Below are 21678 nucleotides of genomic sequence, written 5' to 3' on the forward strand. Positions count from 1 at the left end.
CCAGTTCTTATCAATCGGCCCTATTCGCCATGCAGATAGGCAATCACCACATCGGCTGCGATGGCCGACATGCGCAGGCCGACCTCCCTGGTGATTTCGCCTTCGACGCGGCTCTGCACCCAGCCGAGGAAGGCGAAGGCCCGCAAGGCAGAGAACAGCGGCAGCGCGGCGATGTCGCGCGCCGTCAGTTCGCGCTCCTGCCGATAGCCCTTGAGCAAAGCGGCCTCGATCAGCGGATAGATCGCCTCATCGCGGTTCTGGTAAAGCGCGACGGCAAGGTCGTACATGTGCCAGCCATGGCCGCAATCGTCGAAGTCGATGATGCGGATCGCACCATCATGGACGAGCACATTCTCGCGCACCAGGTCGGCGTGGATGATGCCGAAATTGCGGGCACTGCGTTCATACGTCAATAGCGCGCGCACGGCCTTTTCGCGCGCCCGCAAAACCAACTCCCGGCGAGGACCGTCGAGGAAGGGCGAGGTCTCGAAACGCCCCCAATTCGGGTTCGCGCCGAAGAAGCCGTCGAAATCCCAGGCATGGCGGGCAAAGCCGGACGGAGGCGTCCAGGCTGCTGTGACATTGTGCATGTGGGCGATGGTTCGCCCGATCTCGGTAAAGATCTGTCTTGCCTGCTCGGGCGTAAAATCCAGCGGCACGCCTCGCGCGCCGACGGCGCGGCCTTCCAGCCAGCTCAGGCAATCGACTTGCCGGGGTTGCATTGAGGCGTTCGCGCTGACAAGCACGAACAGATCGCCAGCCGGCGTGGCGACCGCAGATGGCGTGGCGATGCCGGCCGATTGCAGAAAACCCATCCATTGCAGTTCCGAGCGCAGGGCGGCGTCCGTGTGATAGCCAAACCGGTGAATGCGCATGGCGGCCGGCTGGCCATCGGGCAGACGGATCCGGAAGACCGCGTTCTCGCGGAATTTCAGCAGCTCCGGCTCACCCTCATCAATGCCCCAATGGGCGAGCGCGCGCCTGGCCAGCGCCGTGACGTCGGCTGCCGTCTCGGGTTCGGATTGCGCGGAGACTGCGCTCACGCCTTCACTCCGCCGACTTCGCCAAGCACTTCTTCGAGGACGCCGATCAGGAAGTCGGCATTGTCGCGGGAGAACGGCATTGGCGGGCGGATCTTCAACACATTGCCGTGGATGCCGGTCTTGCCCATCAGCACGCCGCGCTGGCGCATCCGGTTGGCGACCTGCTCGGCAATGTCGGGCGCCGGTTCGCGCGTCTTGCGGTCGTGAACCAGTTCGGCGCCGAAGAACAGGCCAGCGCCCCTGACCTCGCCGATACATTCATGGCGATCGGCGAGCGGGCGCAGCAGGTTGAGTGCATAGGCGCCGACGTCACGCGCGTTGGCAACGAGATCTTCCTGCTCGATGACGTCGAGAACGGCATTGGCCACCGCGCAGGAAACCGGATTGCCGCCGAAGGTGTTGAAATAACGGAAGGCGTTGCGGAAGGTCGCCAATATCTCCCTTGATGTGACCACGGCGGCGATTGGATGGCCGTTGCCCATCGGCTTGCCCATGGTGACGATGTCGGGAACGAAGCCTGGGCGCTGGTGGCCCCAGAAATGACTGCCGGTGCGGCCGAAACCAGGCTGCACCTCGTCGGCGATGACCAGTCCGGCGGCGTCACGCACCGCGCGCATCGCGTCGTCGAAAAAGCCGGATGGGAGCGTCGGAAAGCCTTCATTGGCGAGCAGCGGACAAAGGATGATGCCGGACAGGCCGATACCGTCCTTTGCCAGCGCGGCGATGGCTTCGCGCACCGCGTCGCCAAAGGCTTTGCCGTTGGCCATCGCATCCGGATGGCGATAGCTGTCAGGCGCCGGCACCAGCCTGACATTGCGGGCGCGGCCGCCGACCGGCGGCATGCGGGTGCTGAGCTGCGAAACCGCCGCGGTGTTGCCATGATAGGTGGCGTCGGTGGCGATGATACCCATGCGGCCGGTGGCGGCCTGCGCCATGCGCAGCGCGATGTCGTTGGCCTCGCTGCCGGTGCAGGTCAGGATGGCGGTCGACAGGCTGGCATCGAAGGTCGCGGTCAGCCGCTCGACATAGTCGAGGATGGCGGTGTGAAGATAGCGCGTGTGGGTGTTGAGCAGGCTTGCCTGCCGGCACAGGGCCTCGACCACATAGGGGTGGCAGTGGCCGACATGGGCGACATTGTTGTACGCGTCGAGATATTTGCGGCCGTCGGCATCGTAGAGCCAGACGCCTTCGCCGCGCACCAGGTGCACCGGCTCGTCATAGAACAATTGCGATTTTGCGCCGAGCAGGCGCGAACGCCGGCTAACCAGCGCTTCTTGCGGTTGAGTCATTGCGTCTCGAAACTCCGTTCTCTCCAATAAACCGTCAGACCTTCGACAGGCCTGCATCCAATGCTTCGCCGATCCTCGCGACATCCGCGGCGCTGACGATAAGCGGCGGCGACAGGATGATGGCGTTACCGGAGACGCGCAGCATGACGCCGGCCTCGTAGGCCGCCTCCGAAACCAATGCCATGGTCTTCTTGTCGGCGGGCTTTTTCGTCGCGCGGTCCGAGACCAGCTCCAGCGCCGCCATCAGGCCCTTGTACCGGACATCGCCGACGATCGCATGCTTCGCCTTCAGCCCCTCCAGCACGGCTGCGAGTTCGACACCACGCGCGGCCGCGTTCTCGTTCAGGCGCAGCCGTTTGGTCTCGGCAAGCGCCGCCAGACCCGCGGCGCAGCCGACAGGATGGCCGGAATAGGTATAGCCATGGCCGATGGCGCCGAAGCTGGTCTTGTCGGCCTCGAAGACATCGGCGACCTTGGCGCCGATCAAAGTGGCGCCGAGCGGGAAATAACCCGAAGTGATCGCCTTGGCGATGGTCATGAAATCCGGCTTCACGCCGGACAGCCGCGAGCCCGACCAGGCGCCGGTGCGGCCGAAGCCGGTGACAACTTCATCGGCGATCAAAAGGATCTCGTGGCGGTCGCAGATCTCGCGCACCAGCGGCATGAAGCTCTCATGCGGAACGATGACGCCGCCGGCGCCGAGAACCGGCTCCATGATGAAAGCGGCGATGGTGTCGCCGCCCTGGAAGGCGATTTCGTCCTCCAGCGCCTTGGCGCAGAGTTTTGCCAGCCGCACTGGGTCGGTCTCGTCGAACGGGTTGCGGAAGGTCCAGGGCGCGGGAATGTGGAAGACGCCCGGCAGCAGCGGCTCGTAGTTGCGGCGGAAATTGGCATTGCCGTTGACCGACGCGCCGCCGAAATGCGTGCCGTGGTAGCCTTTCTTCAGCGCCAGGAACTTGGTCCGGTCGGCCTGGCCGCGGATCTTCCAGTACTGCCGCGCCAGCCGAAGTGCCGTTTCGACCGAATCCGAGCCGCCCGAAGTGAAAAACGTCCGCACCATGCCTTCTGGCTCGAACCATTCGCAGAGTTCGTAGGCGAGCTCGATCGACGGGCCGGTCGAGGTGCCGCGAAAGCCGGAATAATAGGGCAGCGCGCCAAGCTGGTCGGCGATCGCTTTCTTGATCGGGTCGCAGCTGTAGCCGAGATTGACGTTCCACAGGCCGCCGACGGCGTCGAGCACGGTGTTGCCGGCGATGTCGGTGACCATCACACCCTCGCCTTTCATGATCACCTTTGGCGGGTTGGCCCGCATCTCGGCCGGATGCGCCATCGGATGCCAGATCGGCTTGGCGTTGGTTTCGGTGAGAAAATTGATGTCGCGCATAATGGACTCCGCAAAAATCTCAGGCAACTGGGACGAGGTCGAAATGGCCGAGGGCCTCGGCATAGGAATGAGCCGGGCGGGCGACGTCGAAATGCACCGTGCGCATGCCGGCAGCACAGCCGCCATCGACATTGCGCCGCTGGTCGTCGACGAAGACGCAAGCGCTGGCCGGCAGGCCAAGCGCCTCGGTGACGAAGGCATAGGCACGCGGGTCGGGCTTGAGGATGCCGGTGTAAGTGGCGTCGATGATCACATCGAAGAGGCCGAGCAACGGCAGCCGCTGGCGGAAGTCGGCGCCGTAGAACAGGTCGAGTTCATTGGACAGGATGGCCAGTCGAAAACCGGCGGCATGCACCGTGCGAATGGTGCTGTCAGCCTCCGGCCGCACCACCTTTTCCGGCTCGGCCCCTCGCGCGCGCCGGACGAAGGTCTCCATCGCCTGCCAGTCCTCGCCCACCAGACGGCCGACCTCGCTTGTGCGTGTGCGCCAATAGTCACGCTCGCTGATCTCGTCGGCCTGCATGGCGCGCCACAGCGGATCGCTGCCCGGATCGAACGGCCCGCGCCATTGCAGCGTCCCCGGCGCGAGGCCGAGCGCCTGTTCGGTCAAGGCGTGGGTCTCGAACAGCGTGCGGGTGACGACGCCGCCGAAATCGAGGACAAGCGCCTGGGCGGGAACAGCACTCACGCCGCCACTCCCTTGGCCGGCTTGCCACGCGGGACGATGCCTTCCTCGACCCAGCGGTCGAAGATCTCGAGCGCCTTGCCGACGAAGTCGTCGCTGTTGATGTGAGCGTCGATCTCGTGGAACTCGACGCCGACGGGAATGACCTTGCGAATTTCGTCAGTGAAGGCGGCCAGGGCTTCCGGCTCATAGAGCGGCTCGCCCTCCACGTCCCATTCCTGGATGCCTTGGGAGGGCAGGATGAAGGCGGAGCGGCCTCTGGCGGCACCGAGCTTGGCGGCGATGGTCCTGGCGACCTGGCGGCGATCGTCGGCATCGACGGTGATCGAAGCGATCAGCCTGTTGTGGGCATGAAACGGTCGCGTCGAGAATTTAGCCGGCAAATCCTGCCAGGTCGGCAGGTCGACCATGTCGACCGCGCCGGGTGCTGCGATCTGCGGAACGCCGCGAGCGCCGGCATTCTCCAGCCGGTCGGTGCCGGAACTGACGACGGAGCCCGCGAGATGGTTGGTGATTTCCTGCAGGCTGAAGTCGAACACCGCGCAGAAATGGTCTTGGCCGGCAATCGATTCGAAGGCGCGGCCGCCCATTCCGGTGGTGTGGAAGACGGCAACGTCATAGCCGCGCTGTTCCAGCGCCGGCTTCAGCGTCTTCATGTAGCGCAGGCAGCTGCTGCCGAGCGAGGTCATGCCGATGGTCGGGCCTGTTGCCCGCGCCGACACGCGCGACGCCAGCACGATTTTCGCCGCGCCGACGACCGCACCACAGGCCTGTGACAGGACCAGCCTGCAGATCGAGTTGAGGCCGTACAGCCCGCCCGCCCAGAGGATCATCATCAGGTCGGGCGCGACGCGCTCGGGTGGGATGAGGTGCGAATAGGCGATGGTCGAGACGACGAATTTCGGCACGCCGAGCGGCAGGCAAAGCGCCACGTCGAGCGCCAGATCGGTTCCCATCGAACCGCCGATGGCGATGAAGGCGTCAATCTCGCCGTTTTGATGGAGCTTGCGCACCAGTTGCACGGCGCCGCCGGCCATCAGCGTCATGGCGGTGTTCTCGTCACCGCTCGAAACGATCTCGGCGATCGTCACATCCACCGCCCGCGCCACGGCGTGCTTATCGTGGTCCGGGCTGTAGGGCGGGTCGCCGAGCACACTGACATCCATCATCACGGCGCTGCCGCCCGACTGCTCGATGCACTGTTTCATGAACAACAGCTCTTCGGCCTTTGTGTCGCCCGTGCCGATGACCAAGATGCGGGGTGCTGTCTCCGAGGGCATCAGGCCTGCCTCCTCAGGGTTTGCAGGTTCTCGCCGTTGAGGCGCATCGAAATTTCCCGTGCCGCTTCCATCACCGCAAGTCCCCGTTCCGCGATCGCGGCTGCCGTGGTTCTGGCCTTTGGCGCCGCCACCGCGATGGTGCCGAGCGCAAAGCCATCCGCCCCGCGGATTGCCGCCGCGACGCTGATCACACCTTCCTCATAGCCCTGGTCGCAGATCGAATAGCCGCGCTCGCGCGCCTCGCCCATGGATCTTGAGATGGCGGCCGGCTCGATCAGCGTATGGGCCGTGAAGGCATCGAGCGAACCCGTCAGGCACGCCTTGACGGTCTCGTCGCGGGCGAAGGCCAGATAGGCGATGCCCGACGCGGTCGAATGCAAAGGCAGCAACTGACCGATGTCGATGTTGACCCGGTTTGCCCATGCTGGATGCTCGACGTTGACGGTGACCAGCCTATCGACGCCGAATTCCGACAAATGCACGGTCTCGGCCGTCGATGCGGCCAGGTCCCGCACCAGCGGAACGGCCGTCTGCAGGAAGGGAAAGCGCGCCTCGCGGATGCGCGCCAGCCGCGACAGCCCGGCGCCGAGGCGATAGTGCCGCGTACCCGCATCCTGCTCGACGAAACCACGGCCGGCCAGCGCTACCAGCAGCCGCCTTGTCGTCGCCTTGTCGAAGCCCGAGCGGCGCGCCAGATCGGACAGGCCGAGCTCGGGCTCGTCGACGTTGAACAGCTCCAGAAGCAAGATCGCTTTTCCGACCGTACTCAAATTTGCCTCCCGGTTCGGACAATCATTTAACGTGTGAATTAACTTGACAGGCATCAGCATTGTTTGCAAGTCTATATTCAAAATAACGGTTCAAATAATGAACCAACCACCAGAGTGCATGGGACAGGCCATTCGGCCGGCGAACTCAAGGGTTGGCAAACAGGAGGGATCAATGACAGCAGTCTCGGAACAGGCGCCGGCCAACAGGCTGCGCAAGAACAGTCTTGGCGTCGGCGCCATCACCTTCATGGTGATTTCTGCGGCCGCCCCACTCACGGCAGTCGCCGGCGGCACGCCGCTTGGCATGCTGATGGGCAATGGCGCCGGCTTTGCCGGCACCTATCTCATCGTGACCGTGCTGCTGCTTTTGTTCGCGGTCGGCTATGTCGCCATGTCACGCCATGTCGGCAATGCCGGCGCCTTCTATGCCTATGCCGCACGCGGCCTCGGCAGCATGGCCGGCGGCGCCACGGCGCTGATCGCCATCCTGTCCTACAACGCCATGCAGATCGGCGTCATGGGCCTGCTGGGCGCCGCAACCGCCGGCCTGTTCGCCGCCTGGGGCATCAACCTGCCCTGGTGGGTGTGGAGCTTCATCGCCATCGCGCTGGTCGCCGTGCTCGGCTATCGGCAGGTCGACCTCTCCGCCAAGATCCTGACGGTGCTGGTGCTGTGCGAATATCTTGTGGTGCTGATCCTCGATATCGCCATCCTCAAGACCGGCGGCGATAGCGGCCTGTCGGCGGCGCCATTCAGCTGGAGCCAGATCGTCAGCGGCTCGCCGGCCATCGCCATCCTGTTCTGCTTCGCCGCCTTCATCGGTTTCGAGGCGACGACGATCTATGCCGAGGAAGCCCGCGACCCAAAGGTCACCATTCCGCGCGCCACCTATTTCTCGGTCGTGCTGATCGGCGTCTTCTACATGCTCACGGCATGGCTGATGGCGGTCGGCGCCGGTGTCGACAAATTGCTGCCGACGCTGCAGGGATTGCAGGATCCGACGACCTTCCTGTTCGGCCTGTCCGACCGCTACGCCGGCACGATGCTTTCGCAGGCGATGAGCATCCTGTTCGTGTCGAGCCTGTTTGCCGGCGTGCTGGCGTTCCACAATGCGGTTGCGCGCTACATCTACGTCTCGGGCCGCGAGAAGCTGTTGCCGCAGACGATCGGCGTGACGCATCCGGTGCACCAGAGCCCACATGTCGCTTCCGTCATCCAGAGCGTGCTCGCCGCGGTCGTTGTCGGCCTGTTCGCCGTGCTCGGCCTCGATCCGGTGCTGGCGCTGTTTTCGTGGCTGACCAATGTCGCGACGCTCGGCGTCATCGTGATGATGGCGGTGGCATCGCTTGCCGTGGTGATGTTCTTCCGCGCCAACCCGGCGGCCCACGAGAATGCGCTGAAGACCACCATCCTGCCCGGGCTGACCTTCATCGCCTTCGTCATCATCATCTATTTGATCGTCATCAATTTCGGCAGCCTGTCGGGAGCCGGCGGTTTCCTTGGCGTGTTCCTGCCGGGGCTGGTGCTGATCGCCGCGATCGTCGGCCTGCTGCTGGCCAGCGCGCTGAAGAGCCGCGATCCGGTCGCGTTCAAAAACCTCGGCCAGCCGCTGAAAGATTGAGAAAAGCAAAGGGGCGGCATGCCACGCCGCCCCTTACACCACAAGGGGAGTGGCGGATTTGAGCTTTGCCGAAAATATCACCGTCGAGGCATTGGAAGCCGATCCCTACCCGATCTATGCAGAGCTTAGGCGCAGTGCGCCGGTCGCTTTCGTGCCGGCGGTCAATCTTTGGTTCGTCACCCGCTGGAAGGATGTCGAGAGCGTCGCCAAGTCGCCCGAGATCTTCTCCGCCGTCGTCGGCTCGTCACCAGTTGAGCGCTCCTTCGGCAAGCCGACCATCCTGACCACCGATGGCGAGACGCACAAGCAACTGCGCCAAGGCGTCGACCCGAAATACCGGCCGCGCACCGTCGCCGCCTATGCCGGCGACCTCGTGCGGTCGATTGCCGAACCTTTTCTGGACCGGATCGCCAACCAGGGCTCCGCCGAGCTGATGGCCGATTATTTCGAGCCGGTGTCGACGCTCAGCCTGGCGCGCTCGCTCGGCCTTGCCGGCATCGATATGCCGACGCTGCGCCGCTGGTTCTACGGCCTTGCCCAGGGCGCCATCAATTTCGAGAACGATCCGAAACGGCAGGAGATCGCCGACGCAATCAGTGCCGAGGTCGGCGACGCCATCCTGCCGACGCTGGAAAGACTTGCGCGCCAGCCAGATGACTCGGCGCTGTCGCACATGCTGCATGACGGCATGCCGGAGGGCACGACGCGGCCGATCGACTTTCTGATGCCCAGCATCAAGGTCATCCTGCTTGGCGGCATGCAGGAGCCCGGACATGGCGCCGGCTCGATCCTCGCCGGCCTGCTGGCCCATCCCAAGCAATTGCGGCAGGTGCTCGCCGATCCCGAGACTTTCGTGCCGAGGGCGGTCGACGAGGGCCTGCGCTGGGTGGCGCCGATCGGCACGCAGACGCGGCAGACGACGCGGGCAGTCGAGCTTGGCGGCGTGACGATCCCGGCCGGCGCTGCCGTCGCCGCCCTCGTCGCTTCGGCAAGCCGCGACGAGAGTCGCTTTGCCGATCCCGACCGCTTCGACATCAACCGCAACGAAGGCAACCATGCCGCCTTCGGCTTCGGCCATCATTTCTGTTCGGGCCGGTTCTTCGCACGCGAGCAGATGTGCCTTGCGGTGAGGCTGTTGCTCCAACGCTTCCCCGATCTCAGCCTTGTGCCGAGCAGGGAACCGGTGTTTCGCGGCTGGGAATTCCGCGCGCCAACCACATTGCATGTTTCCCTTGGAGTCCGTCACCAATGATCAGTCAGAATGCCATCGAAACGCTGCGCAAGACGGAGATCGGCGCGCAGGGCCTGTTCATCGATGGCGTGCAGGTCGAGGCAACAAGCGGCGCAAGCCTGCCGGTGACGTCGCCGATCGACGGCCGACCTTTCGCCAGCATCGCCGACGGCAACGCCGCCGATATCGACCGCGCCGTGAAGTCGGCGCGCAAGGCGTTCGAGAAGGGCTCGTGGTCGCGCGCCACACCCGCCTTTCGCAAGAAGGTGCTGACGAAATTCGCCGATCTGGTCGAGAAACACGCCGATGAGCTCGCCGTGCTCGGTGTGCGCGACAACGGCACCGAGATCGGCATGGCCTACAAGGCAGAACCGCTGTCGGCGGCAGGCACCATCCGCTACTATGCCGAGGCCATCGACAAGGTCTATGGCGAGATCGCGCCGACGGCCGAGAATGTGCTCGGACTGATCCACAAGGAGCCGCTCGGCGTCGTCGGCGTCATCGTGCCGTGGAATTTCCCGCTGATGATCGGTGCCTGGAAGATCGCGCCTGCACTTGCCGCCGGCAATTGCGTGGTGGTCAAGCCGCCGGAGATCGCCTCGCTGACGCTGCTGCGGCTGGCCGAACTGGCAAGCGAGGCCGGCTTGCCCGCCGGTGTGCTCAACGTCGTCACCGGGCTTGGCGCGGTCACCGGCGAGGCGCTCGGCCTGCATATGGATGTCGACGCCATCGCCTTCACCGGTTCCGGCCCGGTCGGCCGGCGGCTGCTCGAATATTCCGCTCGCTCCAATCTGAAGCGCGTCTTCCTCGAACTCGGCGGCAAGTCGCCGAACATCGTCTTTGCCGACGCCCCGGACCTGAAACAGGCAGCGGTCGTCTCGGCCAATGGCATCTTCCGCAATTCCGGCCAGGTCTGCGTCGCCGGCTCGCGGCTTCTCGTCCAGTCAGCGGTCTACGACCGCTTCATGGACGAACTGCTCTCGGCAACCATGCGGCTCAAAGTCGGCGATCCGCTTGATCTCACCAGCGATGTCGGCGCGGTATCGAGCGCCGAACAGCTGGACAAGAACCTCGGTTTCGTCGCCAGGGCCACGGAAGAAGGTGCCCGTCTCGTCACCGGCGGCCAGCGGATGCTGACCGAGACCGGTGGCAGCTACATGGCGCCAACGATCTTCGAGAATGTCATGCAGGACATGCAGTTGGCGCGTGAGGAGGTGTTCGGGCCGGTGCTCGGCGTCATGCGCTTCGAGACCGAGGAGGAGGCGGTTCGGCTTGCCAATTCGACCGTCTACGGGCTTGCCTCCGCGGTGTGGACCGCCAATCTCTCCACCGCGCATCGCATGGTGCGCGCCATCAATGCCGGCGTCGTCCACGTCAACACCTATGGCGGCGCCGACATCACCGTGCCGCTCGGCGGCGTCAAGCAGTCCGGCTTCGGCCGCGACAAGTCGCTGCACGCGCTGGAGAAATATTTGGAACTGAAGACGGCCTGGATCGCGCTTTGACGGCACGCTGAGCTCTCTGAGAATCTGACGACCTCCAGACGCGCGCAAGATCGCGCCGCGATCCGCTGCGGCCGGTCAAGCGGCGGCTTTTGCTCACGCTCTTGAAAATTTTGAGAGGATATTCCCGGCTTTGGCGAGAATGGCGAAACGCGTTCTTTGATAAACTTGATAGAATTTCTGAGGATGCGACCAAGGCTAGGCAATCCGCCTCGCTGCCATGACTTCACAACCGCAGAGATCAATCATGACTGACTTCAAGAACACTTTGCCATCTTCCCCTGGGTCAACCGTCAACCGGCGCAGTGGCCTTGCTCTGCTGTTCGCCTCGGTCGTCGCGATCGGCAGCCTGATTGCACCGCATGCGTCGTTTGCCGAGGACAAGAAGGCGATCAAGGTCGGCATCATCAGCGGCGAGGACGAGGACGTCTGGCGCGTCGTCGTCGCGCAAGCCGCCGAAAAGGGCCTTGCCATCGAGACGGTGGTATTCAACGACTACACCCAGCCCAACGAGGCGCTGGAGCGCGGCGAGATCGACGCCAACGCCTTCCAGCACCAGCCCTATCTCGACAACCAGATCAAGACGCAAGGCTACCACATCGTCCGTGTCGGCTATACCGGCGTCTGGCCGATCGGCCTCTACTCTAAGAAGTTCAGCAAGGTTGCCGACCTGCCCGAGGGCGCCGTCATTGGCGTGCCCAACGACCCATCCAATGAAGGCCGGGCGCTGCGCGTGCTGCAGAACGAGGGCGTGATCAAGCTCAGGGATGGCACCGGCATTCTGGCCACCACCGCCGACATCGCCGAGAACGCGAAGAAGGTGGTGATCAAGGAACTTGACGCCGGTATCGTCGGCCGCTCGGTCGAGGATCTCGATGCGGCCGTAGTCAACACCGACTGGGCGCTGAAAAGCGGCCTGTCGCCGGAAAACCGCATCGCGCAGGAGCCTATCGCCGACAATCCCTACCGCAACTTCATCGCGGTGAAGACCGGTAACGAGAACGAGGCCTGGGTGAAGACGCTGGTGGCTTCCTATCAGAACGAGGCGGTGAAGGCCGAGTTCGACAAGGTCTACAAGGGCACCGGCCTCAGCGCCTATTGATCCGGTCCTCGGCCGGAAGCCCGGTTCGAGAGCAACAGCGGTCCGCGCTCAGGCGCGGGCCGCGATTGCGTTTTCGGGAACAGGAATATTCATGAACCAGCATATCACGGCATCCGGGAAGACCGCCGATCCGACCCAGACCCGGCCCGACGCATCTCAGGATGTCGTGCGCCTTGTCGACCTGAAGCGCCATTTCGGTGTGACGGCGGCGCTCGACGGCATTTCGCTGACCGTGCGCAAGGGCGAGATCCTCGGTATCATCGGCCGCAGCGGCGCCGGCAAATCGACGCTGATCCGCTGCCTGAACGGGCTGGAACGGCCTGACTCCGGCGAGGTGTTCATCGAGGGCCGCGAGATCAGCCGGCTCGGCGAGCGCGACCTGCAGCCGCTGCGGCGGCGCATCGGCATGATCTTCCAGCATTTCAACCTGCTGTCGGCCAAGACCGTCGAGGACAATGTGGCGCTGCCGCTGAAGATCGAGGGCCGGCCGAAAGCCGAGAGGCTGAAGCGCGCCGCCGAACTGCTCGATCTTGTCGGCCTGTCGGAGAAAGCCAAGGCCTATCCGGCGTCGCTGTCGGGCGGCCAGAAGCAACGGGTCGGCATCGCCAGGGCGCTTGCCGCGCGCCCGGCGCTGCTCCTGTCGGACGAAGCCACCTCGGCGCTCGATCCGGAGACGACGCGCTCCATCCTCGCACTGCTCAAGGACATCAACCGGCAGCTTGGCCTGACCATCCTTTTGATCACCCATGAGATGGAGGTGATCCGTTCCATCGCCGACCGCGTGGCGGTGATCGACGCCGGACGCATCGTCGAGCAAGGGCCGGTCTGGTCGGTGTTTGCCGACCCACAATCAGACATCACCAAAAGCCTGCTCGGCGCCATCCGGCCGCAGCTGCCAGCCGAACTGGCGGCCCGGCTGCTGCCGGCGGCCGGCCCGGAGACGATCCTGCGCGTGGATGTGGCCGGCGAAGCGGCAAGCAGGCCATTGCTGTCCGACCTTGCCACGGCTGTTCCAGGCGCCTTCCGCCTCGTCCATGGCGGCATCGACCATATCCAGCAGCAGCCGGTCGGCACGCTGTTCCTTTCGGTTCCCGGCAGCGATGCAAATCATCTTGCTGACATCATCACATTCCTGAAGGCCCGCCAGGCGCGGGTGGAGGTGCTTGGCCATGTCGCCAATCCTGTTTGAACTTCTGCTGCGTTCGATCTGGGAGACGGTGCTGATGACGGCCGCCTCCGGCCTCATCTCGCTGGTCTTCGGCCTGCCGCTCGGCCTGGCGCTGATTGCTACCGAACGCGGCGGCATTGCCGAAAGCCTTTGGGTGAACCGGGCGCTCGGCGCCATCATCAACGGCTTCCGCTCGGTGCCCTTCATCATCCTTCTGGTGGCGCTGATCCCGGTGACGCGGCTGATCGTCGGCACCTCGATCGGCACATGGGCAGCCATCGTGCCGCTGTCGATCGCCGCCACGCCCTACTATGCGCGCATCGCCGAAGTGTCGCTGCGCGAAGTCGATCGCGGGCTGATCGAGGCGGCGCGCGCCATGGGCGGCAACCGCTGGACGATCATCCGCGAGGTGCTGGTGCCAGAAGCCCTGCCCGGCATCGTCGCCGGCTTCACGGTGACGCTGGTGACGCTGATCGGTGCGTCAGCCATGGCCGGCGCGATCGGCGCCGGCGGCCTCGGCGACCTCGCCATCCGCTACGGCTACCAGCGTTTTGAGACGTCGGTGATGATCGCAGTGGTCATCGTGCTGATCATCCTGGTCTGCGGCATCCAATGGGTGGGGGATTGGTTGGTGGCGAGGCTGGATAGACGGGGGTGATTGTTAGGCCGACGAACTAGGCGATGATGTCTTCTATCAGTGCTTGCAATGACGCTTCTGAACCGCTGAAACTGTCGATCATGGCTTGAATGACGCGATCCGTTCAAGGATGTCGTCATTGAATGTCAGGCCCGCGTGCTCGGCGAGCATCGCAAGGAAGGTGAGCTGGGTTCGGCCGTTGCCTTCGCGAAACGGATGCACGGCGTTGATCTCCGCGACGATGTGCGCCAGATGCTTCGCAAAGCTGGTGCCGTCGAGATGAGCTAAGCGGTCGGGATTGCCGAGTTCGCGAAAGACCCGCGCCATCTCGGTGGCGATGTGTTCGGGATAGCAGAACCAATTGCCGGCCTTGCCGATGCGGATGGTGCGCGGCTGACCGGCCCAGCCACACATCCTGGAACAGGTGCCGGTGCAGGCCGAGATAGTGACGGTAGTCGAGTTCGCCTGCCGGCAATGGCTCGTCAGCGCGAGTCAGGAACAGCGCGAGCTCGACTTCATCAAGCTCAGCCTGGTCGCGGATGTCCAACAGGTTAATGAGCACCGTCGTGCCGGGGTAGCACAGCGGATCGAACTCAGCGGCGTAGACCAACGTCTATTTCTTCTTGCGGATTCTTCCTTGATGAGCGAACGCCGCTCATCACCGGACAGTCCGTGTCGTACGCCTAGGGCGAGTAATTTCGCCATGCGAGGCGATAAGGCCATGCCTTCCACGGCGCTGATTTTCTCGCCGCGCTCGCTGGTCAGCACGAACTGGCCGGTCTTGGCTGAACGGCTGGCTCGTGAGCTAGGAGACTTCATTTCGAGACAATATCATAACCATTGAGGAGAGACCAAAATGATTTCCAGGGTAAGCCCAGTTAGCCGCGCAACCTCCCCCCCTCGGGATCGAAGAACGGTATCGGCGCCACGACCGCACGGGTCGGCCTGCCGTCGATGTCGATGCTGAGTTCGGTGCCAATCGCGGTGAAAGGCAGCCGCAGGTGCGCCGTGGCCAGCACCTTGCCCAGGGAATAGCCGTGATCGCTGTAGGTGACGATGCCGGCGTCCTCGCCATCGGCCAGGACCCTGGCATCGGTGGCGGCCGGTTTGTCGCCGTCGAGGATCAGGCCGACCCATTGCTCGTCGAGGCCCTTGTCGCGGACCTTGAGCAAAGCTTGCCGGCCGACGAAATCGCCCTTGTCGAACTTGATCCAGCGGTCGAGCCCGACATGGAACGGGGTGCGGCTCTCGTCCATGTCGATGCCGTGCGCCGGATAGGCCTTTTCCAGGCCCAGCGTGAACATTGCCAGCACGCCATAGGGTTTCAGGCCAAAGTCCCGGCCGGTCCGCATCAGCGCATCCCAGACCGAAGCGGCCTCGTCGGCCGGCACGAACAATTCGAAGCCGAGCTCACCGGTGACCCCGGTGCGCGAGATCAGCACCCGCGTGCCGTTGATGTGGCCTGACGTGAACGACCAGCGTTTCAGCCCGTCCAGATCGGCATCCGAGATCATCGCCTTCAACAGTTCGCGCGAGCGCGGACCCTGGATGGTCGGGAAGGCGATGGCTGCGGTTATGTCGGTGACATAGGCCTTGCGACCCTGCGCGTGATGCAACAGCCAGGGCAGCATCTTCAGGCGGTTGACCGAGCCGGTTACCAGCATGAAGTGCTCCGGACCCAACCGAAACACGGTGAGGTCGTCCATGATGCCGCCATCCTCGCGGCAGACCGTGGAATAGCGGACCTGGCCCGGTTTCATGGCAGCGGCATTATTGACGATGACATGGTTGACCAGCGCCTCGGCGTCCGGCCCCTTGATGTCCATCTTGCCCATGGTGCTGAGATCCTGCACGCCGACATTTTTGCGGGTGTTCAGGTGCTCGTCGGCAATGCCGGAATAGGTTTTGGCCGAGATGAAATCGCCCCCGACACGACCCATGGTCGCGCCCAGCCCGACGATGCTGCTGTAGAAAGGGGAACGCCGCTCAGCCAAGGAAGTCTCCATCATGAATTGCGATCCAGAGACCGTTTCGAAATTCGCTCTGGCGAGTCATATGATGGTGGTTTCGAGAACCGGAGCGCAGCGGACATTCAGGTCCGTGAGCACCGGAAGCGCAGAAAACGCCTTCAGATGGCCGCCAGAGTAGAGTTTCCAAACGGTCTCAGCTGCCGTAGACGTCGAACGAGAAATACTTGTCGTTGATTTCCTTGTACTTGCCATTGGCGCGCAGCGCGTCGATGGCCGCATTGAGCTTGTCGGCCAGTTCCTTGTTGCCCTTTTGCAGCGCGATGCCGACGCCGGGGCCGTGTATGGCCGGATCGGCGGTCAGCGTGCCGAGCAGCTTGCAGCAGGCGCCGTCTGGCTTCTTCAACCACTCGGTCAGGATGATCGAGCCGTCCATGATCGCGTCGAGGCGGCCATTGGCCATGTCGGTGCGGGCATCGTCGCCCGTCGGATAGGCCTTGACCGTCGAGCCTGCATATTTCTGGTCGGCGAATTTCTGGTGGATGGTCGCGGTCTGCACGCCGAGCGCCTTGCCTTTCAGGTCTTCAGGCGACGTGCCCGCGATGGTCGAATCCTTCGGCACGGCGATGGCCGGCGGCGTCTGGTAGTATTTGTGGGTGAACTCGACCTTCTCGGCCCGCTCGGGTGTGATGGTGATGTTGATGATCGCGTCGAACTTGCCGGCCTGCAGCGCCGGTATGGAACCATCGAAATCCTGCACGCTGAACTCACACTCAGCCTTCATCTCGGCACACAGCGCCTTCCCCAAGTCGATGTCGAAGCCGCCCAGCGTGCCGTCGGCACTGGCGTAGTTGAAGGGCGGATAAGCGCCTTCGGTGCCGATCCTGAGTTTTTTGTCCTGGGCGGAGGCGGCACCCGTGGCAAGGGTGAGGGCGACGGAAGCGGCAAGCACGAAACGACCGAAAAGACGCATGTTCGAGATCCCCGTTGAAAGCGGGAAGTCTACGGTCTTCCAGGCGCGCGGCGGAGACGGAAACGACATGCGCTGCGGCGATCACGGCGCGGCGAGCAGACCAGGCGAGCGATCGGTGATGTGTTAGCCGACGCGCTGCTTGTCGGTGGCCATCTGGTCGATGGCCAACTCCCCGGCCGAGAGGACAACGCCAAACTTTTCGGTGGCTTCCTCTGATGTGTAGTACCCCAGCGCCACGTCGCGCAGCACAAGATCGGCATCGCGCTGCAGCGGATCGCCATAGCCGCCGCCGCCCGGCGTGCCGACGCGCACGCGGTCGCCGGCCTTGAGCGCAATGTCCTGTTCTTTGGACAAATGCGGCGGCACGTGTTCCTCGCCGTTGCGGAAGACGGTCACCGTGTTGACGGCGCCGTCCTTGCCGCCAAGCGCGCCCTGCGGGCCGAACCGGCCATGGTCCATGACGAAGGAAGCGCGGGCGTCGCCGCGCAGGATTTCCACCTCATAGGCGAGGCCGAAACCGCCGCGATGCTTGCCGGCGCCGCCGGAGCCTTCACGCAAGGCGTAGTGGCGGTAGAGCACCGGGAATGCCTGTTCCATGATCTCGACCGGCGGCGACTTGGAGATGCCGATGGTCGAGCAGCCATTGGTCAGGCCGTCATGGCCTGAATTGCCGCCATAACCGCCGCCGGAGATCTGATACATGACGTAGTCGCGGCCGCGTGTCGGGTCGTTGCCGCCGAGTGCGAAATTGCCGCTGGAACCGGCGGGTGCGGCGGTCACCTTGTCCGGCAATGCCTGCACCATCGCCGCGAATACCGCCTCGGCGATGCGCTGCGACACCTCGGCGGCGCAGCCCGAGACGGGCCGCGGATATTTGGCGTCGAGGAACGTGCCTTCCGGCCGTTTGACGATCAGGGGTTCAAACGCGCCGGCGCTGATCGGTACATCCGGGAAAATGTGGCGCATGGCGAGATAGACCGAGGATAGGGTCGTCGCCAGCACGCTGTTCATCGGCCCGGCGCAGGGCTTTGACGAACCGGTGAAATCGAAGGTCAGCGTGTCGCCCTGTTTTTCGACGGCGAGCGCGATGATCAGCGGCTCGTTGACCACCCCATCGGAATCGACAAAGGCCTTCGAATGGTAGGTGCCGTCGGGAATGGCTGAGATGTTGGCGCGCATCTGCTCGGCCGCGCGGCGGCGCAGTTCGGCGATCGCCTCTACAACCGTTTCATCCCCGTAACGATCCAGGATTCCATTCAGCCTGTCCCGACCGATCAGCAGTGCGGCAGCTTGGGCGCGGATGTCGCCGATGCGCTGGTCGGCGACGCGGATGTTGGAGCAGATGATGGCGTAGATTTCCGGGTCGAGCACGCCCTTCTTGAACAGTTTGACCGGCGGCAGCCGCAGGCCTTCCTGCTCCACGGCAGTCGCCGAGGCTGAAAATCCGCCCGGCACCGAGCCGCCAATGTCGGGCCAATGGCCGGTGTTGGATAGCCAGCAGAAAATCTTGCCGTCCCGGTAGACCGGCATGGCGAAGCGCACATCCATCAGATGGGTGCCGCCGAGATAGGGGTCGTTGACGACGTAGATGTCGCCTGGTTCCGGCGGCAGGCAACGGCCGTCGGCGATCATCTCGATCACCGTCCTGGTCGAATACTGCATGACGCCGACGAACACCGGCAGGCCCTGGCTGCCTTGCGCGATCAGCGAACCGTCGACAGCCGAATAGATGCCGTCGGAACGGTCATTGGCCTCGGCGATGACCGGCGAGAAAGCGGCGCGAGAGAACGTAAGGTCCATCTCGTCGCAGACCTGCTGCAGGGCCGCCTGGAGGACCGAAAGGGTGATGGCGTCGAGCTTTGCCATATCAGGCCTCGCCAATGTCGATGATGATGTTGCCGTCAGCGTCGCTGCGTGCGCGGTCGCCGGGTTCGAGCACGGTGGTGGCATCCATCTGTTCGAGGATCGCCGGGCCTTCGATGATAGCATCGAGCGGCAGCTTTTCACGCGCATATACGGGCGTGTCGTGCCAACGGCCGGCATACCAGACCGGCCGGATTTCGCGCCGCGCCTCGTCCAGCGTTGCTGCGCGCCCCGCCGGATCGATCAGGCGCGACAGATCGATCGCCAGACGCACGCCGGTGACCGATGTATTGAGATTGACGAGATTGGCTCGGATTTCCGGCAGCTCGACCTTGAAGCGGGCGAAATAGGCCTTTTCGAAAAGCTGCTGCAGCGTTGCCCGGGTCACCGAGGAGGACGGCAGCGCCACGTTGATGATGTGGGTCTGGCCGACGAACTGCATGTCGGCGGAGTGGGTGACGCGGATCGTCTCCGGCTTTACCGCTTCCTTGCCGATCAGCTCCTTGCCTTCGTTTCGGTGCCGTTCCAATACTGCGTAAAGATGCGTTTCGTCGAGTACCGACACCGGCTGGTTGATGGTGTTGACGAAGTCGTGGCGCAGGTCGGCAACGACGCAGCCGAGCGCGTTGGTGATGCCTGGACGCGCCGGCACCAACACCTTGGGCAGGCCGAGTTCGCGCGCCAGGGCAGTCGCATGCAGCGGCCCGGCGCCGCCGAAGGCGAACAGCGCGAAATCGCGGGGGTCATGACCGCGTGACACCGAGACCATGCGGATGGCGCCGGCCATCTTCATGTTGCCGAGCCGCAGCACCGCGCCCGCCGCCTCGACGCCGGAAAGGCCGGTCGGCTTGCCGATTTTCTCCTCGAAGATGCCGGTGACGCGCTCTGATGTGACCGGGTTTTCGACTGCCAGCAGCTTCTTCGGCGCCAGCCGGCCGAGCACCAGATTGGCGTCGGTGATGGTCGGCTCGAGGCCGCCGCGCCCGTAGCAGATCGGGCCGGGATTGGCGCCCGCACTTTCCGGGCCGATCTGGATCAGGCCGGCCGCGTCGACGCGGGCGATCGAGCCGCCGCCGGCGCCGACCGTGTGCACCGCCACCATCGGCACATGGATCGGCATGGCATATTCGATCTCGATCTCGCTCGAGACGGCCGGCTCGGCATTGCGGATCAGCGCCACGTCGGTCGAAGTGCCGCCCATGTCGTAGGTGACGAGGTTTTCGAAGCCGGCACGTTTTCCGGTGTAGGCGGCGGCGATGACGCCCGAGGCCGGACCGGACATGACGGTCTTGGCCGATTCACGTGTGACGAAGCGGGCAGAGATCATGCCGCCATTGCCGTTCATGATCAGGAAGTCGCGGGCATAGCCTTTTGCAGCCAGTTCCTTGCGCAGCCGCTCGACATAGCGCTCGAGGATCGGCTGCACCGAGGCGTTGACCGAAGCGGTGACGCCGCGCTCGAACTCGCGCGCCTCCGACAGCAGCGCATGGCCTGCCGTGATGTAGCCGTTCGGCCAGAGCTCGGCGGCAATTTCGGTGGCGCGCCGCTCGTGCGCCGGATTGGCGTAGGAATGCAGGAAATGGATGACGAGGGATTCGCAACCGGCCGCGATCAGCGTCTGCACCGCCTCGCGCATTTCGGCCTCGTCGAGCGGTGTGCGTATCGCACCCGACGCCTCGACGCGCTCCGACACTTCGAGCCTGAGATTGCGCGGGATGATCGGCACGAAGCTGCCGGTCATGCCATAGGCCTGCGGCCGCGTGCGCCGGCCAAGCTCGATCACGTCGCGAAAACCGCGCGTGGTGATCATGCCGGTTTTCGCCAGCCGGCGTTCGAGCACCGCATTGGTGGTGGTGGTCGTGCCATGCACGATGAGGTCGATGCCGTCGATCGGAAATCCGGTGGCGCCGAGCGCCGAAACGACACCGAAGGCCTGGTTGTCGACCGTGGTCGGCGTCTTGGCCAGATACACCCTGCCGCCATCGCTTCCGTCGATCAGGAGCAGGTCGGTGAAGGTGCCGCCGACATCGATACCGGCAACGACATTTCCCTGGGGATCGCGCGCTTGCGCCGAAATATTCTCTTCCATCGTCGAAACCCGAAATGCGCGGACTACGGATATGCGTCAGTTTGGAAAGCTGTTTTAAGGGAGCATCTTGACGCAAATATCGTTTGTATACTAATAAATTCCGGACACAAGAGCTTGCCGCTTTGGAGTGTGCGAACAGCACGCCGGGACCTGAATGGTCCGGGCGCGCAGGTGAAGGTTTGGCGCCCGCGTCCGTGAGCTGGGCCAGAAGGTTGGATTTGATGAACACCACATCCGCTCTCAACACCGTCGGCGCCCGACCGCTGCAGTTCCCGATTCCGGCCAATGTCTATGCCGAAACCGTGGTCTCGGTGAAGCACTACACCGACCGGCTGTTCTCGTTCCGCATCACCCGTCCGCAGTCGCTGCGCTTCCGCTCCGGCGAGTTCGTCATGATCGGCCTGCCCAATGCAGAGAAGCCGGTGTACCGCGCCTATTCGGTGGCGAGCCCGGCTTGGGACGAAGAGCTGGAATTCTTCTCGATCAAGGTGCCGGACGGCCCGCTGACTTCGGAGCTGCAGAAGATCCAGGTCGGCGACACCGTCATCATGCGCCAGAAGTCGACCGGCACGCTGGTGGTCGACGCGCTGACGCCGGCCAAGCGGCTGTTCATGATCTCGACCGGCACCGGCATCGCGCCCTTCGCCAGCCTGCTGCGCGACCCCGACACCTACGAAAAATTCGATCAACTGATCCTGACCCATACCTGCCGCGACAATGCCGAGCTGACCTATGGCCAGGAGCTGGTCGCAGCACTTGAAAGCGACCCGCTGATCGGTGAACTGACCACTGGGCGCGTCACGCTCTACAATTCGACGACCCGCGAGGAATCGGCACGCATGGGCCGCATCACCGCGCTGATCGGCTCCGGCAAGTTCTACAGCGATCTCGGCATCGACAAGCTCAACCCGGCAACCGATCGGATCATGATCTGCGGCTCGATGCATATGCTGAAGGACGTCAAGGAACTGGCCGAAAGCCTCGGCTTCGAGGAAGGCTCGCTGAGCCATCCGGCGACTTTTGTCGTCGAGCGCGCCTTCGTCGGCTGAGCCGCACCAACATCTCGAGTCTACG

At 64.0% G+C, this 21678-nt stretch carries 19 protein-coding genes; 8 read left to right on the forward strand and 11 right to left on the reverse strand.

Annotated elements, in window-relative coordinates; translation table 11 throughout:
* Positions 1-20: 20 nt before the first annotated feature.
* The 6 genes from MESCI_RS03395 to MESCI_RS03420 are packed head-to-tail and all read right to left on the reverse strand — an operon-like array spanning position 21 to position 6451.
* The gene (locus tag MESCI_RS03395; RefSeq protein WP_013528548.1) at positions 21-1043 is read right to left on the reverse strand and encodes a phosphotransferase enzyme family protein; all 1023 of its coding nucleotides are present in this window, start codon (positions 1041-1043) and stop codon (positions 21-23) included.
* Positions 1040-2332 (reverse strand): aminotransferase class III-fold pyridoxal phosphate-dependent enzyme, encoded by a 1293-nt coding sequence (locus tag MESCI_RS03400; protein ID WP_013528549.1) that lies wholly within the window; start codon positions 2330-2332, stop codon positions 1040-1042. The genes MESCI_RS03395 and MESCI_RS03400 overlap by 4 nt, the downstream gene beginning before the upstream one ends.
* A 34-nt stretch (positions 2333-2366) precedes the next feature.
* On the reverse strand, positions 2367-3716 hold the full coding sequence (locus MESCI_RS03405; RefSeq protein ID WP_013528550.1) for an aminotransferase class III-fold pyridoxal phosphate-dependent enzyme: 1350 nt from the start codon (positions 3714-3716) through the stop codon (positions 2367-2369).
* A 19-nt stretch (positions 3717-3735) separates the two neighbouring features.
* Positions 3736-4404: an HAD family hydrolase gene (locus tag MESCI_RS03410; RefSeq protein ID WP_013528551.1), complete on the reverse strand. Its 669-nt coding sequence runs from the start codon at positions 4402-4404 to the stop codon at positions 3736-3738.
* Complete coding sequence (locus tag MESCI_RS03415) at positions 4401-5681, reverse strand: Tm-1-like ATP-binding domain-containing protein (RefSeq protein ID WP_013528552.1); 1281 nt, start codon at positions 5679-5681, stop codon at positions 4401-4403. Before MESCI_RS03415 ends, MESCI_RS03410 begins: the two co-directional genes overlap by 4 nt.
* Entirely contained in the window at positions 5681-6451 is a 771-nt protein-coding gene (locus MESCI_RS03420; RefSeq protein WP_013528553.1) for an IclR family transcriptional regulator, read from the reverse strand. Before MESCI_RS03420 ends, MESCI_RS03415 begins: the two co-directional genes overlap by 1 nt.
* Before the next feature lie 172 nt (positions 6452-6623).
* Between MESCI_RS03420 and MESCI_RS03425 the strand changes: the two genes are divergently transcribed.
* The 6 genes from MESCI_RS03425 to MESCI_RS03450 all read left to right on the forward strand — a co-directional run bounded on the left by MESCI_RS03425 (position 6624) and on the right by MESCI_RS03450 (position 13733).
* On the forward strand, positions 6624-8072 hold the full coding sequence (locus tag MESCI_RS03425) for an APC family permease (protein ID WP_013528554.1): 1449 nt from the start codon (positions 6624-6626) through the stop codon (positions 8070-8072).
* Positions 8073-8121: 49 nt separating this feature from the next.
* Positions 8122-9324: a cytochrome P450 gene (locus tag MESCI_RS03430; RefSeq protein WP_245268585.1), complete on the forward strand. Its 1203-nt coding sequence runs from the start codon at positions 8122-8124 to the stop codon at positions 9322-9324.
* Complete coding sequence (locus tag MESCI_RS03435) at positions 9321-10808, forward strand: aldehyde dehydrogenase (RefSeq protein WP_013528556.1); 1488 nt, start codon at positions 9321-9323, stop codon at positions 10806-10808. The genes MESCI_RS03430 and MESCI_RS03435 overlap by 4 nt, the downstream gene beginning before the upstream one ends.
* Before the next feature lie 244 nt (positions 10809-11052).
* Complete coding sequence (locus tag MESCI_RS03440) at positions 11053-11907, forward strand: MetQ/NlpA family lipoprotein (protein WP_013528557.1); 855 nt, start codon at positions 11053-11055, stop codon at positions 11905-11907.
* A gap of 91 nt (positions 11908-11998) precedes the next feature.
* The gene (locus tag MESCI_RS03445) at positions 11999-13096 is read left to right on the forward strand and encodes a methionine ABC transporter ATP-binding protein (RefSeq protein ID WP_013528558.1); all 1098 of its coding nucleotides are present in this window, start codon (positions 11999-12001) and stop codon (positions 13094-13096) included.
* Entirely contained in the window at positions 13077-13733 is a 657-nt protein-coding gene (locus MESCI_RS03450) for a methionine ABC transporter permease (protein ID WP_013528559.1), read from the forward strand. Before MESCI_RS03445 ends, MESCI_RS03450 begins: the two co-directional genes overlap by 20 nt.
* A gap of 78 nt (positions 13734-13811) precedes the next feature.
* Here the strand turns inward: MESCI_RS03450 and MESCI_RS33140 are convergent, their stop codons facing one another.
* Positions 13812-14126, reverse strand: coding sequence for a Fic family protein (locus MESCI_RS33140; RefSeq protein ID WP_338048502.1), 315 nt, complete (start codon positions 14124-14126; stop codon positions 13812-13814).
* A 10-nt stretch (positions 14127-14136) separates the two neighbouring features.
* Here MESCI_RS33140 and MESCI_RS33145 point away from each other — a divergent pair, with 10 nt between their 5' ends.
* Positions 14137-14556: a hypothetical protein gene (locus MESCI_RS33145; RefSeq protein WP_338048503.1), complete on the forward strand. Its 420-nt coding sequence runs from the start codon at positions 14137-14139 to the stop codon at positions 14554-14556.
* Positions 14557-14590: 34 nt separating this feature from the next.
* Here MESCI_RS33145 and MESCI_RS03460 read toward each other — a convergent pair whose 3' ends face one another.
* The 4 genes from MESCI_RS03460 to MESCI_RS03475 form a co-directional block, all read right to left on the reverse strand.
* Positions 14591-15721 carry an aminomethyl transferase family protein gene (locus tag MESCI_RS03460; RefSeq protein WP_013528560.1) on the reverse strand — a complete coding sequence of 377 codons (1131 nt, stop codon included), beginning with the start codon at positions 15719-15721 and terminating at the stop codon, positions 14591-14593.
* A gap of 154 nt (positions 15722-15875) precedes the next feature.
* Positions 15876-16652, reverse strand: a complete 777-nt coding sequence (locus tag MESCI_RS03465) for an ABC transporter substrate-binding protein (RefSeq protein ID WP_013528561.1) — start codon at positions 16650-16652, stop codon at positions 15876-15878.
* A gap of 123 nt (positions 16653-16775) precedes the next feature.
* Complete coding sequence (locus MESCI_RS03470; protein WP_013528562.1) at positions 16776-18518, reverse strand: hydantoinase B/oxoprolinase family protein; 1743 nt, start codon at positions 18516-18518, stop codon at positions 16776-16778.
* A gap of 1 nt (position 18519) precedes the next feature.
* Entirely contained in the window at positions 18520-20604 is a 2085-nt protein-coding gene (locus MESCI_RS03475) for a hydantoinase/oxoprolinase family protein (RefSeq protein ID WP_013528563.1), read from the reverse strand.
* Between the two features lie 221 nt (positions 20605-20825).
* On the opposite strand from MESCI_RS03475, the gene MESCI_RS03480 reads away from it, so the two are divergent.
* Positions 20826-21653 carry a ferredoxin--NADP reductase gene (locus MESCI_RS03480; protein WP_013528564.1) on the forward strand — a complete coding sequence of 276 codons (828 nt, stop codon included), beginning with the start codon at positions 20826-20828 and terminating at the stop codon, positions 21651-21653.
* Positions 21654-21678 lie beyond the last annotated feature (25 nt).

The sequence above is a fragment of the Mesorhizobium ciceri biovar biserrulae WSM1271 genome (assembly GCF_000185905.1).
In the GTDB taxonomy this organism is placed as follows: Bacteria; Pseudomonadota; Alphaproteobacteria; order Rhizobiales; family Rhizobiaceae; genus Mesorhizobium; species Mesorhizobium ciceri.

Excerpts from the sequence above, each read along its gene's own strand:
- MESCI_RS03400 (WP_013528549.1), bottom strand. The coding sequence starts at position 2,332 with ATGACTCAACCGCAAGAAGCGCTGGTTAGCCGGCGTTCGCGCCTGCTC.
- MESCI_RS03405 (WP_013528550.1), bottom strand. The coding sequence starts at position 3,716 with ATGCGCGACATCAATTTTCTCACCGAAACCAACGCCAAGCCGATCTGG.
- MESCI_RS03415 (WP_013528552.1), bottom strand. The coding sequence starts at position 5,681 with ATGCCCTCGGAGACAGCACCCCGCATCTTGGTCATCGGCACGGGCGAC.
- MESCI_RS03425 (WP_013528554.1), top strand. The coding sequence starts at position 6,624 with ATGACAGCAGTCTCGGAACAGGCGCCGGCCAACAGGCTGCGCAAGAAC.
- MESCI_RS03435 (WP_013528556.1), top strand. The coding sequence starts at position 9,321 with ATGATCAGTCAGAATGCCATCGAAACGCTGCGCAAGACGGAGATCGGC.
- MESCI_RS03440 (WP_013528557.1), top strand. The coding sequence starts at position 11,053 with ATGACTGACTTCAAGAACACTTTGCCATCTTCCCCTGGGTCAACCGTC.
- MESCI_RS03445 (WP_013528558.1), top strand. The coding sequence starts at position 11,999 with ATGAACCAGCATATCACGGCATCCGGGAAGACCGCCGATCCGACCCAG.
- MESCI_RS03450 (WP_013528559.1), top strand. The coding sequence starts at position 13,077 with ATGTCGCCAATCCTGTTTGAACTTCTGCTGCGTTCGATCTGGGAGACG.
- MESCI_RS33140 (WP_338048502.1), bottom strand. The coding sequence starts at position 14,126 with ATGTGTGGCTGGGCCGGTCAGCCGCGCACCATCCGCATCGGCAAGGCC.
- MESCI_RS03460 (WP_013528560.1), bottom strand. The coding sequence starts at position 15,721 with ATGATGGAGACTTCCTTGGCTGAGCGGCGTTCCCCTTTCTACAGCAGC.
- MESCI_RS03465 (WP_013528561.1), bottom strand. The coding sequence starts at position 16,652 with ATGCGTCTTTTCGGTCGTTTCGTGCTTGCCGCTTCCGTCGCCCTCACC.
- MESCI_RS03470 (WP_013528562.1), bottom strand. The coding sequence starts at position 18,518 with ATGGCAAAGCTCGACGCCATCACCCTTTCGGTCCTCCAGGCGGCCCTG.
- MESCI_RS03475 (WP_013528563.1), bottom strand. The coding sequence starts at position 20,604 with ATGGAAGAGAATATTTCGGCGCAAGCGCGCGATCCCCAGGGAAATGTC.
- MESCI_RS03480 (WP_013528564.1), top strand. The coding sequence starts at position 20,826 with ATGAACACCACATCCGCTCTCAACACCGTCGGCGCCCGACCGCTGCAG.